The sequence below is a fragment of the Pseudarthrobacter sp. CCNWLW207 genome, from assembly GCF_037203945.1.
Lineage (GTDB): Bacteria > Actinomycetota > Actinomycetes > Actinomycetales > Micrococcaceae > Arthrobacter.
Window position 1 is genome coordinate 23,142 of sequence record NZ_JBBCBS010000019.1, and the last position, 11,572, is coordinate 34,713.

Annotated in this window: 15 protein-coding genes; 13 read left to right on the plus strand and 2 right to left on the minus strand. The window is 64.4% G+C overall.

Translation table 11 applies throughout. From position 1 onward, the window contains the following. The first annotated feature begins 132 nt into the window (after positions 1-132). From V9L17_RS20460 to V9L17_RS20490, 7 genes are all read left to right on the plus strand, one after another. On the plus strand, positions 133-846 hold the full coding sequence (locus V9L17_RS20460) for a hypothetical protein (protein ID WP_337352699.1): 714 nt from the start codon (positions 133-135) through the stop codon (positions 844-846). 164 nt (positions 847-1,010) lie between these two features. Continuing rightward, on the plus strand, positions 1,011-2,102 hold the full coding sequence (locus tag V9L17_RS20465; protein WP_337348991.1) for an iron-siderophore ABC transporter substrate-binding protein: 1,092 nt from the start codon (positions 1,011-1,013) through the stop codon (positions 2,100-2,102). A gap of 10 nt (positions 2,103-2,112) precedes the next feature. Next, positions 2,113-3,219, plus strand: coding sequence for a FecCD family ABC transporter permease (locus tag V9L17_RS20470; RefSeq protein ID WP_337352700.1), 1,107 nt, complete (start codon positions 2,113-2,115; stop codon positions 3,217-3,219). 71 nt (positions 3,220-3,290) lie between these two features. Then, positions 3,291-4,325, plus strand: a complete 1,035-nt coding sequence (locus tag V9L17_RS20475) for a FecCD family ABC transporter permease (protein WP_337352709.1) — start codon at positions 3,291-3,293, stop codon at positions 4,323-4,325. 1 nt (position 4,326) lies between these two features. Next, complete coding sequence (locus V9L17_RS20480; RefSeq protein WP_337352701.1) at positions 4,327-5,154, plus strand: ABC transporter ATP-binding protein; 828 nt, start codon at positions 4,327-4,329, stop codon at positions 5,152-5,154. Continuing rightward, positions 5,151-6,191, plus strand: coding sequence for a siderophore-interacting protein (locus tag V9L17_RS20485; RefSeq protein WP_337352702.1), 1,041 nt, complete (start codon positions 5,151-5,153; stop codon positions 6,189-6,191). The genes V9L17_RS20480 and V9L17_RS20485 overlap by 4 nt, the downstream gene beginning before the upstream one ends. Before the next feature lie 79 nt (positions 6,192-6,270). Next, positions 6,271-7,116, plus strand: a complete 846-nt coding sequence (locus V9L17_RS20490) for an SGNH/GDSL hydrolase family protein (RefSeq protein ID WP_337348995.1) — start codon at positions 6,271-6,273, stop codon at positions 7,114-7,116. Here V9L17_RS20490 and V9L17_RS20495 read toward each other — a convergent pair. Beyond that, entirely contained in the window at positions 7,113-7,400 is a 288-nt protein-coding gene (locus V9L17_RS20495) for a YciI family protein (protein ID WP_337352703.1), read from the minus strand. The two genes, V9L17_RS20490 and V9L17_RS20495, sit on opposite strands and share 4 nt — an antisense overlap. Positions 7,401-7,481: 81 nt before the next feature. Between V9L17_RS20495 and V9L17_RS20500 the strand changes: the two genes are divergently transcribed. The 6 genes from V9L17_RS20500 (at position 7,482) to rpsN (ending at position 11,077) form a co-directional block, all read left to right on the plus strand. After that, positions 7,482-7,961 (plus strand): MarR family winged helix-turn-helix transcriptional regulator, encoded by a 480-nt coding sequence (locus V9L17_RS20500; protein WP_337352704.1) that lies wholly within the window; start codon positions 7,482-7,484, stop codon positions 7,959-7,961. A 57-nt stretch (positions 7,962-8,018) separates the two neighbouring features. Next, positions 8,019-9,311 carry a glycosyltransferase 87 family protein gene (locus tag V9L17_RS20505; protein WP_337352705.1) on the plus strand — a complete coding sequence of 431 codons (1,293 nt, stop codon included), beginning with the start codon at positions 8,019-8,021 and terminating at the stop codon, positions 9,309-9,311. A gap of 15 nt (positions 9,312-9,326) precedes the next feature. Further along, positions 9,327-10,088 carry an SGNH/GDSL hydrolase family protein gene (locus V9L17_RS20510; RefSeq protein ID WP_337352706.1) on the plus strand — a complete coding sequence of 254 codons (762 nt, stop codon included), beginning with the start codon at positions 9,327-9,329 and terminating at the stop codon, positions 10,086-10,088. A gap of 276 nt (positions 10,089-10,364) precedes the next feature. Continuing rightward, positions 10,365-10,601, plus strand: coding sequence for a 50S ribosomal protein L28 (rpmB, locus tag V9L17_RS20515; RefSeq protein WP_104043693.1), 237 nt, complete (start codon positions 10,365-10,367; stop codon positions 10,599-10,601). Next, positions 10,601-10,768 carry a 50S ribosomal protein L33 gene (rpmG, locus tag V9L17_RS20520; protein WP_013602737.1) on the plus strand — a complete coding sequence of 56 codons (168 nt, stop codon included), beginning with the start codon at positions 10,601-10,603 and terminating at the stop codon, positions 10,766-10,768. The genes rpmB and rpmG overlap by 1 nt, the downstream gene beginning before the upstream one ends. A 3-nt stretch (positions 10,769-10,771) precedes the next feature. Continuing rightward, positions 10,772-11,077 (plus strand): 30S ribosomal protein S14, encoded by a 306-nt coding sequence (gene rpsN / locus V9L17_RS20525; RefSeq protein WP_015938870.1) that lies wholly within the window; start codon positions 10,772-10,774, stop codon positions 11,075-11,077. A 251-nt stretch (positions 11,078-11,328) separates the two neighbouring features. On the opposite strand, the gene V9L17_RS20530 is transcribed toward rpsN, so the two are convergent. Further along, the coding region (locus V9L17_RS20530) for a hypothetical protein (RefSeq protein ID WP_337352707.1) at positions 11,329-11,572 on the minus strand (244 nt) is incomplete at its 5' end.

An 11,572-nucleotide genomic window follows, 5' to 3' on the forward strand; every position in this document is an offset into this window, starting at 1 on the left:
GGGCCGGAGCTGCGTGCCAAGGTTATGGGCACCATCACAACTCGCCCCCACGCTCCGCCAAGGGTGATCGCGGAATGCTGGGTCCGCCTTACACCTGTCGAGCCTGGCGGCGTCTTCACGAAAGGCACCATCATGCGCCCTGCATTTCGCGCACCGTTCACCGCGGCCCTGGCATTCACAGCCGCACTCACCCTTACCGGCTGCATGGCAAGTGCCTCACCAGGCGGCGGCGGAACGCCGGCAGCCGGGAGCACGGCCACGACGTCCGCGAGCACGGCTCCAAACCCCAGCAGCACAGCAAGTCCTACAACGGAGGGCGGGCAGCCAGCATCGTCCGCCCCGGCGCCGGCGGCCCTGGTGACGTATACGTTCCCGGACGGAATCTCCTTCAAGCACCCAGCGGACTGGCGCGTGGAGCTCTTCAAGGCGGCGGGCTCGCCGTTCGTGGGGACGGCCACGGTTTACGACGCCGGCGGCGCCAAGCAGGCCACCGTCTACACCGGGCAGATCGCCGACGGTGTGACCAGCCCCGTGACCAGGACTGTGTTCGAGTCCGCGCCTGTTCCCGGGCTGCAGGGGCAACCTGCTCCCACGGCCCACTACTCGTTCTACGTTGACAACGTCAACGACATTGCGAAATACCGGATGCACCTCACGGCCGGGGTGCCTCTTTCCGGGGCGGAGATGGCCCTGGATGGGATCATCCGTGTCGGCGACCGCGTGCTGGTTGCCGACGTCGAATTCATCGATAAGCCCTTCGCCAGCGACGATGCCGCCAAGGCCTGGCTCGCCAGCGCGGAAGGCCAAGCCCTCAAGGCGCTGCTGCTGAGTATGTCCCAAAGCTAAGCCGCCGCTTTCCCGGAGCGCTCCTTCACGCTATGTGGGGAGCGTTTCCGGTGAGCGGCTGTGTGCTTCGTCACGTCGGCGAATTAAGTTACGCAAACCTTGCGTAATGCAGAGGAGGGTAGGCTAGCCTTACTTAGGTTCGCTTCATTCACCTAAGGAGTTCCGTGACTTCCCCCCTCTTTTCCGGCCCCAGTGCCACGCGCCGCACGCTGTTCAAGTCAGCCGGCAAGGCAACGGCCGTCCTCGCCGCAGCGGCACTCACCCTCTCCGCCTGCTCCACCGGACCCGCGTCCTCCACATCGGACGCCAGCACCTCCAGCTCCAGCAGCTCGCAGTTCCCGGTCACCATCAAGCACGTCTTCGGTGAGACCACCATCAAGGAACAGCCCAAGCGCGTTGTTACGGTCTCCTGGGTCAACGACGACGTTGCCATTGCCCTCGGAGTTGTCCCGGTAGGCGTCCCCAAGAACGAATGGGGCGGCAACGAGCAAGGTTCCACGCCGTGGAAGGATGCAGCCCTGGAGGAACTCGGTGCGGGCTTCGGTTCGGACAAGGCTCCGGTCCAGTTCTCCGAGGCAGACGGCGTCAACTTCACCGAGATCGCCAAGCTCACTCCGGACGTCATCCTGGCCGCCTACTCGGGCCTGACCGAAGAGGACTACAAGAAGCTCACCGAGATCGCCCCAGTGGTGGCCCACCCTGAGATTGCGTACGGAACGTCATGGCAGGATTCCACTTCCATCATTGGCAAGGCCTTGGGCAAGGAAGCCGAAGCCACCAAACTCATCTCCGACACCGAGGCCACCATCAAGGAAAAGGTCTCCAAGTACCCGCAGCTCGAAGGCAAGAGCTTCATCTACGGCAACCTGGAGCCCGCATCGGCTGAGGGCGTCAACGTCTACACCGCCAACGACAACCGCCCCCGCTTCCTGAGCGAGATCGGCATGAAGCTGGCCTCCGTTGTCGAGGAGAACTCGAAGGGCTCCAAGGAATTCTTCATCCCGTGGTCCGCAGAGAAGGCCAACGAGCTCGAATCCGACATCTTCGTCACTTGGGTCCCGGACGCCGCCACCACCGATTCCATCAAGTCCGACCCACTGCTCGGCCAGATCCCGGCCATCCAGAAGGGCGCACTGGTTGCCGATTCGGACAACACCCTGACGCTCTCCATCTCGGCTTCCTCCCCGCTGAGCCTGCCGTGGTCCCTGGACACGTTCCTGCCGCAGTTGGCCACTGCAGCGGATGCAGTGAAGTAAGCACCGTCCCATGACGGAAAGTACGACGGCGGCACCCGCCGAGGTGCGACATCCCGGCGCTTTGGTGCCGCGGAAGGCCCGAGATCTCACCCCTCGGAACCGCGACGCCGCCCGCCCGCGCCTCGCAGCCAGGCAGACCGCCTGGCTGCTGGCCGCCGTCGTCGTACTTGCTTTGCTAACGGCCGCGTCGCTGGCCATCGGTGCCCGTGGACTGACCCTGGCCGCCGTATGGCAGGCCCTTACGCAGTTCGACCCCGCCAACGGCGACCACGCCGTGGTCCACGCCCGTATCCCGCGCACCGTCCTCGGCATTCTGGCCGGCGGCGCCCTGGGCCTTGCAGGCGCTGCCATGCAGGGCGTCGCCCGCAACCCGCTGGCGGATCCGGGCATCATGGGCGTCAACGCCGGAGCCGCGCTGGCGGTAGTCACCGGGATCTACCTTTTTGGCGTCACCTCCCTCAGCGGCTACATCTGGTTTGCCTTCGTCGGTGCCGCAGCCGCCGCCGTCGTGGTTTACCTCATCGCCTCCATGGGCCGGGATGGTGCGACGCCGGTCAAGCTGGCCCTCGCCGGGGCCGCCCTCAGTGCCGGGCTGTACTCCCTCATGAGCGTTATCCTCGTCTCCAGCCAGGACACCCTGGACCGCTTCCGTTTCTGGCAGGTCGGCGGGATCGCTGGCCGCGAATGGTCCGTGGTGCTCCCGGGCTTGCCGTTCCTGGCTGTCGGGGCCCTCATCATTCTGGCCACCGGCCGCGTCCTGAACAGCCTGGCTCTCGGTGACGACATCGCCCGCGGCCTCGGCCAGCGGGTTGGCCTGAGCCGGGCCGTGACGGCCCTGGGCATTGTGCTGCTGTGCGGCTCCGCGACGGCGCTGGCCGGGCCCATCGGCTTCGTTGGCCTGGTCATTCCGCACGCGGTCCGGTCGCTCACCGGTCCCGACTACCGCTGGATCCTGCCGTTCTCCCTGGTGCTGGCCCCGGCACTGCTTCTGGGTGCAGACGTCATCGGCCGCGTGGTGCTGCTCCCGGGCGAGGTCCCGGCCGGCATCATGACGGCCCTGGTGGGTGCGCCGGTCTTCGTCTGGCTGATCCGCCGCGGCAAGGGGGCCGGATTGTGAACCTCGTCGAAACCAAACCCCCCGTTGACCTATCACTTCCGGTTGCCAAAACAGGGTCTAAGGGACCAAAACTGATAGCGCAACACTGGCGGACCGCCGTCCTGGCCTTTGGCATCGTCCTCCTGTTCGCCGCAACTATCCTGCTGGGCAGTTACACCGTGACCGTCCCGGACTTTTTCAAGATCCTGATCGCCCACCTCACCGGCGGCGAAAGGATACCGGGCGCCAGTTTTATCGTGATGGAGAACAAACTGCCCCGGGCGGTCATCGGCATCATGATCGGCGCCGCCTTCGGCCTGTCCGGCGGACTGTTCCAGACCATGCTCCGTAATCCGCTGGCCAGCCCCGATGTGATCGGCATCAGCTACGGCGCCAGCGCGGCAGCCGTCACTGCCATCGTGGTCTTCGGCGCCACCGGGCCGGCAGTGTCCGGCGCGGCGCTCGGCGGCGCGCTGGGCATCGCGGCGCTCATCTACGCCATCTCCCGTGGACCGTCGCTGGGTTCCGGCGGCGGCAACCGCGGCAATGCTGCCGGCAGCCGCCTCATCCTTGCGGGAGTGGGCATCGCCGCCGCCCTGCACGCGGTGGTCAACTTCCTGATGACCCGCGCGGACATCCGCACGGCAGCGGACGCGCTCGTGTGGCTCAACGGATCGCTCAATTCGGCCAACTGGGAGCGTGCCGGCATGCTGGCGCTGGCGCTCCTGGTCCTGGTCCCCGCCGTCATCGCCCTCGCCGGACCGCTCCGGATCCTGGAACTCGGCGACGACGCCGCGGCCGGGCTGGGTATCCGCGTCGGGTTCACCCGCCTCGCCGTGGTGATCACCGCCGTCGGACTTGCAGCGGTGGCGACGGCGGCCGCCGGCCCGGTCTCGTTCGTCGCCTTCCTCGCCGGTCCCATCGCCAGGCGCTTTACCCGGAAAGCCAGCCTCCCGGCGTCGGCCCTGGTTGGCGCTCTGATTGTCCTCGCCGCCGACTACTTTGCGGCCAACCTTGCTCCCTTGCTGCTGGACGGCACCGTGCTGCCCGTCGGCGTAATCACCGGCGCGCTTGGTGCCCCCTTCCTGCTGTGGCTCCTGGTCACGGCCAACCGAAAGGATGCCTGACATGGCGGTTCTTAGCGCCCAGGACCTCACGCTGAAGTACGACCAGCGCTGCGTTGTGGACGGCCTCACAGCGGAAATCCCGGAGGGGAAGGTGACCATGATCGTGGGCGCCAACGCCTGCGGCAAGTCCACGCTCCTGCGGGGCCTGTCACGCCTTCTCAAACCGGCGGGCGGCGTGGTGACGCTGGACGGCAAGGACATCCACTCCCGCCCGGCCAGGGAACTGGCGCGCACCCTGGGGCTGCTGCCGCAGCATCCCACAGCGCCGGACGGTATCGCCGTGCGCGACCTCGTGGGCCGCGGGCGCTACCCGCACCAGGGCTTCTTCCGCAGCTGGAGCCCGGGTGACTTGTCACACCATGATCTCGCGGTGCAACGGGCGCTGGAAGCCACAGAAACGCTGGAACTCGCTGAGCGGAACGTCGACGAACTCTCCGGCGGCCAGCGCCAGCGCGTCTGGATCGCGATGGCCCTGGCCCAGGAGACCGACGTCCTGCTGCTGGATGAACCCACCACATACCTGGACCTGGCCCACCAAGTGGAAGTCCTGGACCTGGTCACGGACCTGAACCGCAAGCGCGGCACCACGGTGGCCATCGTCCTGCACGACCTCAACCTTGCCGCCCGCTACGCGGACCACGTGATCGCCATGAAAGGTGGCGAAGTGGTGGCCTTGGGCGACCCCACCACCGTTGTCACCGAAGAGCTGGTCCGTACCGTCTTCGGCCTGGAGTCCCGGGTGATTCCTGATCCGGTCTCGGGCACGCCACTGATCATTCCCATCGGCCGTCACCACGCCACCGCCACCGAATTGGAGCTCGTTTCATGAAAACCCGCGAAGTCGCCGCCACCGAGCCCATGACCCTGGCGTTCGAAGTCACCGTTTCTTCCGTGGAAGTGCTGAGCCCCAACTTCCGCCGGATCACCTTCGGCGGATACTGCCTGCGTGACTTCGGCGTGAACGGGGACACCCTGGACCTGCGGATCAAGCTGATGATTCCTTCACTGGGCGAGGACGGCACGGAGCTTCCCCTGCCGGCCTTCGAAATGACGCAGGCGGGCTGGTACCGCGAATGGTTGGCCATGGACCCAGCCGTGCGCGGCTCCATGCGGACCTACACGGTCCGGAAATCGCGGCTGGATTCGGTCTACCCGGAGATCGACGTCGATTTCGTGATGCATTTCGACGCAGACGGCCACGGAGGTCCGGCCGCCAACTGGGCCCAAAACGCCAAGCCGGGCGATGCGATCACCATCATCGGCCCCAACAACCGGGCCGCCCAGTGCTACACCGCCGAGATCTATGGCGGCATCGAATGGCGGCCCGGCATGGCCCAGCGCGTCCTGCTCGCAGGCGACGAAACCGCGGTCCCCGCCATTTCGGCCATCCTCGAAAGCCTCCCGCCGTATTTGACCGGCCACGCCTTCCTGGAAGTGCCGCAGGCAGGGGACTTCCTTGACCTCAAGACGGACGCCAACGTCGAGATCACCTGGCTGGCCCGCGGCGCGGCGATCGGCCGTTCCCGCCCGCACGGCGAACTGCTGCAGCAGGCAGTGCGCGCGGCCGTCCCCGTTCCGGGCTGGGTGGGCATCAAAGAGTCCGACGGCGGCGCAGGCCCGGAGCCCGAGGACGTCAATGTGGACGTGGACATCCTCTGGGAGACTCCCGCGCGGATGGAGACTGCCGAGATCGAGGCCACCAAGAACCCCGACATGCCAGCTGGAGCGATGCCGTTCTACGCCTGGATCGCCGGGGAGGCGGCCGTTATCAAGGACATGCGGCGGTACCTCGTGCGGGACGTTGGGATCGACCGCAAGCAGGTCGCGTTCATGGGTTACTGGCGTCAGGGCAAGGCCGAGCTCTAGCCTCGCTTCCAAGACCCTCTCTCACTTCCTGTCGCTTGCCGTTAACCCAGGCGTTGTCTTCGTTGCCTAGGGTGGCGGGGTGTGCGCTGATTCTTTGCTTCCCTCAAGTGGGCGGCGTGTCTTTGTCGCCTTGGGGGACTCATTTACGGAGGGCGTGGGGGACCGGGACGAACGCCTGCCCAACGGCGTGCGGGGCTGGGCAGACCGGGTAGCCGAGAAACTGGCCAAGGCTGAGCCTGGCTGGAGGTACGCCAACCTCGCCATACGGAGCAAGCGGCTCCGGCAGATCATTGGTGAACAGCTCGAACCCGCCCTGGCGATGCGGCCCACGCTTGTCACGTTGTACGCCGGCGGAAATGACATCCTGGACCTGGGTACAGACATGGCGGCGCTGATGGAGGACTACGAAAAACTGGTAGCCAGCCTCGCCGGGACGGGTGCCACGCTGGTGCTGTTCACTGGGTTCGACGTCAAGGTCTCCGCCCTCCTGGAACCCCTGAAGAAGCGGAACACTGTCTACAACCAGGGTGTGCGGGAGATTGCTGCGAAGTACGGCGCCGTCCTGGTGGACTACTGGTGCCTGGACGCTTTCCACGACCGGCGCATGTGGGATTCAGACCGGTTGCACATGTCTAAAGCAGGCCATAAGTATCTGGCCGGACAGGTCCTGGATCAGCTGGGTATTCCACACAAGATCAAGCCCAAGGAATGGGACCCGCCCGCCAGGCCCAGCCTGCGCGAATGGGAGAGGCGCCAGCGCCGCTGGGTCAATGACTGGGTCCTGCCACTGTTCGGACGCAAGATCAGGGGCATTACCCTGGGTGATGCCCTCAGCCCGCGCTGGCCCGAGCCGGTGACGGTGCCGCGGAAGGGCGGCCTGAAGAAAATTGCTGGGGAACAGCCGGCGCAGGCCCGTCCTACCTAGGCTTCCAGCAGGTTCTCGAAGCCTTTTGCCACGCTGGTGGCTTTGAATTCGATGATTTCGAACTCGGCCACACCGTTGCTGAAGAAAGGGTCCCGGGCCAATGATGCATCAAGGGTGGCGCGGTCCACGCTTGAAAGCAGCACGCCGCCCACCGCAGGAACCCGGCGTCCGGACGCAAGGAAGACGCCGGCGTCGAACGCTTCTTTGACCCAGGCCATGTGGGCCGCACGGTGGTAATCCACGATGTCCTGGGGCACCTTGTAGGTCAACGAGACAACAAACATAGGGTCAGCCTACCGGGACGCGCCCACCGCGCCCGTGCGTCAGTTGAACTCTCAACCACCTGCAGCTTCTACAATGAGCACATGACCGAACCGCGCTGGCTCAACGCCGATGAACGCCGTGCCTGGCTGGCCCTCCTGAGCATCAACACCATGCTCCCGGCGGCCTTGGATACCCAGCTGCACGCCGCAGGCAAAGTGTCGCTGTTCGACTACAACGTCATGGCTATGCTCTCCGAGGCCGAGGGACGTTTCCTCCCCATGAGCGAACTTGCGGCCCGCACCAGTTCCTCATTGTCACGGCTGTCCCACGTGGTCACCAAGCTGGAGAAGCGCGGCTGGCTGGAGCGGAGGCCGCACCCGGGAGACGCACGAGTCACCACGGCGCACCTGGCCGACGCCGGCATGGCAACCTTGGTGGCGCTCGCACCTGGACATGTGGAAGCTGTCCGGGCGAAGTTCCTCGACGCGCTCACGGAGCGGGACGTGGCGGACCTGGCGAGGATCGGCGAGAAAATCGTGGCCCGCCTGGATGACGACCACTGGATCCTCCGCGAATCCTGAACGTTACCGGCAATCCAGCTTCTCCCCGCTTACAAACTCTGAACAGAGAGCTTCTCCATGCACGCACAAAAGCCTGGTCCCGTCGACTTCTTAGCTAGAAAAAGCAGCGTCCTGGCCGCCTTTGTCGCCATGCACTTCCTGTTCCTGCTCTTGCTCACTCCGCGCATCGCGGCGGGGGAGACGTACGAGGACGTCAGCCTTTACCGCGACTGGGCTTTCCTGGGCCTGGACGAAGGGACCTGGCAAGGTGTCGACGTTCCCTGGGTTTACCCGATCGGAGCAATGTTCCCCATGCTTGCCGCCAGCGTTTTTGGGCCAGGCCAGTACATGCTCGGGTGGTTTCTTTTGTGCACTGTCCTGAACTTAGGGGCCGTGGCGTCGCTCCTGGTACACCCGGCAATCAAATTCGGCTGGCAAGCGGCATATTTATGGATCATCCTGACCGCCATGCTGGGTCCGCTCAGCTTCTCGCGGGTGGACGGCGTATCCGCCCCCATAGTGGTAGTCGGCCTGGTACTGGCCGTCAGCCACCCGGCGATAGCCTCTGCCGTGCTTTCCGTGGCGACCTGGATCAAGGTCTGGCCCGCGGCTGTGGTGCTCGCCCTGGTCTTGTCCAGCAAAGCATGGCTCAAGGTTGTTTTGGCTGGCGCAGCAGTGTCTGCATTCATGGTGGCTGGAGTTTTAGCCGGCGGAGGCGCCCGCAACCTGCTTGGTTTCATCCAGGCGCACGGCGAACGGGGTATGCAGCTTGAGGCTCCCCTGACCACCCCTGGACTATGGCAGGCCGTCCTGGGCCTCGGAACTGTTGTGCACCCGAACTTTGCGATCGTGACGATGGAAATCCGCGGCGAACTGGCGGATCAAGTGGGTGCTTTGATGAACCCCCTCCTTGCCGCCAGCCTGCTGCTCATCGCCATCCTCATCCTTGCCGCTGTCCGTCGGGGCGCTCCCCGCCAGGAAGTCCTGATGGTCGGCGCCCTGGCCTTGGTCTCCGCCATGATCGTGTTCAACAAGGTGGGCTCCCCGCAGTTCATGTTGTGGCTCGTTGCTGTGGTGAGCGTTGGCGTTGCCATGAGTGGACGGAAATGGGCCGTGCCCGCAATCTCCGTCGGCGCGATTGCGGTCCTCACCACCCTTGTCTATCCGTTGCTGTACAAACAGCTGATTTATGCCCTGAATCCCGGGGTCGCCCTGCTGCTGACGGTGCGCAACGCACTGCTGGTCATGCTTTTGTGGTGGACAGTGGTGGCTCTGTCCAGGATGGCGCGACCACTGCAAACGGGCCGGCGCAGCCAACCGGCCATTACCGAACCCGGATCGGAACAGCACTTGGTTGCTCCCAGCAACTGATGGCACACTGACGCTATGGACTTTTCGGCCCGGTACGTAGCCCTTGGTGACTCCTTCACGGAAGGGGTAGGCGACGAGGACGCCACCCGGCCCAACGGCGTCCGCGGGTGGGCCGACCGGGTGGCAGAGCAACTCGCCGCAGCGAACCCGGACTTCGGTTACGCCAACCTTGCCATCCGCGGCCGGAAACTCCGCCAGATTATGGCCGAACAGGTGGACGCCGCCGTCGAACTTCAACCCACCTTGGTGACCATCTATGCCGGAGCCAACGACATCCTTCGGCCGCGGATCGACATCGACGACCTGCTCGCTGAGTACGACGACGGGATCCGCAAACTGAGCGCCACGGGTGCCACTGTGGTCATGTTCACTGGGTTCGACGCCCGCGGCTCCAAGGTCTTCAGCACCATGCGGGGACGCACCGCCATCTACAACGAGCTGGTCCGGGGAATAGCGGGGGACCACGGCGCCCTGCTGGTGGACTACTGGCGCTTCAACGAGTACTACGACTGGGGTATGTGGGCCCAGGACCGGATGCACATGTCGGCCGCCGGACACGCGAACATGGCCAGGCGCGTCCTGGATGTGCTCGAACACGACCACTCCATCCAGGTCCCGCCCATGACGCCGGTACCCGAACTCGGCCGGGTGGACGCCCTCCGCGCCAATGCCCGCTGGGTCAAGGAATTCGCCGGCCCGTGGGTGGTCCGCCGCGTTACGGGCAAGTCCTCCGGCGACGGCCTGGCGCCGAAATATGCCCAGCTGATACGCCCCTAAACGGGGGAATCCGGGATGGTGTGGCAGGAGGCGCCTATACACCATCGCGGCCGGGATTGGTCTTTAATTGCCTGAACTCGTAGACTTGGTAGGCGCTAAGTGCGCGGAGCGTGCGCAATTGCTCCGGTGGCCCGGTAAATTTCTCCAGGGTAGCCGGTAGTTAGGGGCTCAAGTTGCGTGACTAACCGTTCACCCTGATCACTTTGGGTCGCACTTACACGCATGATCCTGCAGCAGATATGCGGATCATTACATTCAATTCTTTGAGGAGAAGTCATGGCAGCACACTGCCAAGTGACCGGAGCCGAGCCGGGCTTTGGGCACAGCATTTCGCACTCGCACCGCCGCAACAAGCGTCGGTTCGATCCGAACATCCAGAAAAAGCGCTACTGGGTTCCGTCCCTGCGCCGTAATGTCACGCTGCAGGTTTCTGCAAAGGGCATCAAGACCATCGACGTACGCGGCATCGACGTAGTCGTCGCCTCTATCCTTGCTCGGGGAGTGAAGCTCTAATGGCTAAGGACAAGGACGTACGTCCGATCATCAAGCTCAAGTCGACTGCGGGCACGGGTTACACCTACGTAACCCGCAAGAACCGTCGTAACGACCCGGACCGCATGGTTCTGAAGAAGTACGACCCCAAGATCCGCCAGCACGTCGAATTCCGAGAGGAGCGCTAAACCATGGCTAAGAAGTCCAAGATTGCTCGCAACGAGCAGCGCAAGGTCATCGTTGAGCGTTACGCTGCAAAGCGCCTCGAGCTGAAGAAGACCCTGGTTGACGAAAACGCAACCGACGAAGCACGCGAAGCTGCACGCCTCGGCCTGCAGAAGCTGCCCCGCAACGCCTCCCCGATCCGTCTGCGTAACCGCGACATCATCGACGGCCGTCCCCGCGGTACCTTCCAGAAGTTCGGTATCTCCCGTGTTCGCTTCCGCGACATGGCTCACCGCGGTGAGCTCCCGGGCATCACCAAGTCTTCCTGGTAATCCAGCACCGCTGATTCCAGCTGCTTGAGAAGGGCCGGCAACCATTTGGTTGCCGGCCCTTCTGCGTTTAAGCGCTGCCCTCCCGGGCTGTACGCACACGGCTGGATTGCTGTGTTGCAGCCCACAGGAGGAAAGTACGACGGCGGCTGGGCGGCCGGGTGCACCAATGGGCCGTCCTGGCGCGCAACGGCGGGGTTTAGGACCCCTTCGAGGGTGGATTTGCGGTGGGGGTTGAGTGGGTGTATTGTTTTCTAAGTCGCCGCGAGGGAGACAGCGAAGAGCTGGTTACCGCGGGCGGCCAAACCCCCAAATTCAAGACCAAATTCTGGTAGCTCATTAGAGTGCCTCAATGAGGTGGGAAACGGGTTCCTGCCGATATAGATCCTGAAATACGGATTTGCATCGGGGCTGGAAACCGGGTAAGTTTGAAAAGTTGCTCCGGAGCGATCCATGGCTGTTGTTTGGTTGTGGTGGTGCCGGGTGTGTCTGTTGTTT

Coding starts and splice junctions, on each gene's coding strand:
- V9L17_RS20460 (WP_337352699.1), top strand. CDS start 133: ATGCGCCCTGCATTTCGCGCACCGTTCACCGCGGCCCTGGCATTCACA.
- V9L17_RS20470 (WP_337352700.1), top strand. CDS start 2,113: ATGACGGAAAGTACGACGGCGGCACCCGCCGAGGTGCGACATCCCGGC.
- V9L17_RS20480 (WP_337352701.1), top strand. CDS start 4,327: ATGGCGGTTCTTAGCGCCCAGGACCTCACGCTGAAGTACGACCAGCGC.
- V9L17_RS20485 (WP_337352702.1), top strand. CDS start 5,151: ATGAAAACCCGCGAAGTCGCCGCCACCGAGCCCATGACCCTGGCGTTC.
- V9L17_RS20495 (WP_337352703.1), bottom strand. CDS start 7,400: ATGTTTGTTGTCTCGTTGACCTACAAGGTGCCCCAGGACATCGTGGAT.
- V9L17_RS20500 (WP_337352704.1), top strand. CDS start 7,482: ATGACCGAACCGCGCTGGCTCAACGCCGATGAACGCCGTGCCTGGCTG.
- V9L17_RS20505 (WP_337352705.1), top strand. CDS start 8,019: ATGCACGCACAAAAGCCTGGTCCCGTCGACTTCTTAGCTAGAAAAAGC.
- V9L17_RS20510 (WP_337352706.1), top strand. CDS start 9,327: ATGGACTTTTCGGCCCGGTACGTAGCCCTTGGTGACTCCTTCACGGAA.
- rpmB (WP_104043693.1), top strand. CDS start 10,365: ATGGCAGCACACTGCCAAGTGACCGGAGCCGAGCCGGGCTTTGGGCAC.
- rpmG (WP_013602737.1), top strand. CDS start 10,601: ATGGCTAAGGACAAGGACGTACGTCCGATCATCAAGCTCAAGTCGACT.
- rpsN (WP_015938870.1), top strand. CDS start 10,772: ATGGCTAAGAAGTCCAAGATTGCTCGCAACGAGCAGCGCAAGGTCATC.